This is a genomic window from Endozoicomonas sp. SESOKO4, assembly GCF_024606275.1.
The window spans coordinates 1-1040 of the sequence record NZ_JAHHPS010000485.1 but is presented as its reverse complement, the minus strand read 5'-3'; the positions used below and the strand labels follow the sequence as shown (position 1 = coordinate 1040).

The following is a 1040-nucleotide window of genomic DNA, read 5'->3' as shown; positions in this document are numbered from 1 at the left end:
CCAGGAAACCTTTCATCCAGAACAGTTTTCGCCCTTTACTGTCAATGCCAGTTTTGGCCACGTCGGTCAAGCGTTTCTGAAAGCGAAGAGAGAGCTGTTGGATGATAGTGCTCATAGTGCTACTGAAAGCATCATTAAAACGCTTGAAGGAGAGCAAGATGCTTTTCAGGGACAGGTCTTTAAAAACCTCTCGGTCTACTCCGGTTGCGAGTTGCAAACTCTCGGGCCCCGCGGGATGCCTGATGGGAAAACGTTAAAAATCAACAGGCAGTCGGTTCTGAGAAATTTTGAAAAGGTCATCGTTAACAACAGAAAGCACTGTGTTCGTACACTTCAGTTGAAAAAAGCTCTGGAAAAAAGTTTGGTCAGCTACATTCGCGATGCTTCTGAAGAGGATTTGCAGGGCTTTTCAGATGGCGAGCTGCTGGATCATGCTATTCGTAACTTTGAGAGGGGGCTGGCGCCCGGTGGTCGTGATGTTGACGGCTTTATCAAGCGCATGTCCCAATTGATGCTGGTGGATATTGATCTTGAGCAAAGCAGTCTTATTGGTCAGCAGCTTGAGATACTTCAGCATGAGCTGGTGGACCTGGACTTTGCCGCCTTTGAACAGGTGAGTCAACCTCATGAGTACATCAGGCGTTGTCAGGAATGGAACCTGAATATGGCGCTGCTGGCATCCAGGCAGAGCAATCTCAACAACCTGGCAACGGATAACTCAGCGGGTGCTGCAAAGCAGGTCTCAAGGTTCAATAGACAATAGTTCTGCCCCTTGCGGGCATAATACTCACGCAACCCTTTGTCCAATTCTGCCTGGTTCGTTTTGGGAGCCATAACAATGACCGAACGGTGCGTGTCAGAGCCCAATTGCGCAGAAGCGTGATCCGTCAACGCCAGTAACAGTGTACTTTTACCGTAGCCGGTGCCTTTGTGAGACAGCATGGCGACCTCATGGCCATTGGCCCATTGGCTGACCCCCTCCAGTGTCACAGCCAGTTCCTCGGCCTGATCGGCTGACAAGACAATATGATGCCTTCTTT

2 protein-coding genes are annotated in these 1040 nt (G+C 49.8%); one reads left to right on the top strand and one right to left on the bottom strand.

Annotated elements, in window-relative coordinates:
• On the top strand, positions 1-763 hold a 763-nt coding region (locus tag KDK16_RS09340; RefSeq protein ID WP_257275760.1), incomplete at its 5' end, for a hypothetical protein.
• Here KDK16_RS09340 and KDK16_RS09335 read toward each other — a convergent pair.
• Positions 646-1040 (bottom strand): hypothetical protein (locus KDK16_RS09335; RefSeq protein ID WP_257275759.1); only part of this gene is annotated, 395 nt, incomplete at its 5' end. The two genes, KDK16_RS09340 and KDK16_RS09335, sit on opposite strands and share 118 nt — an antisense overlap.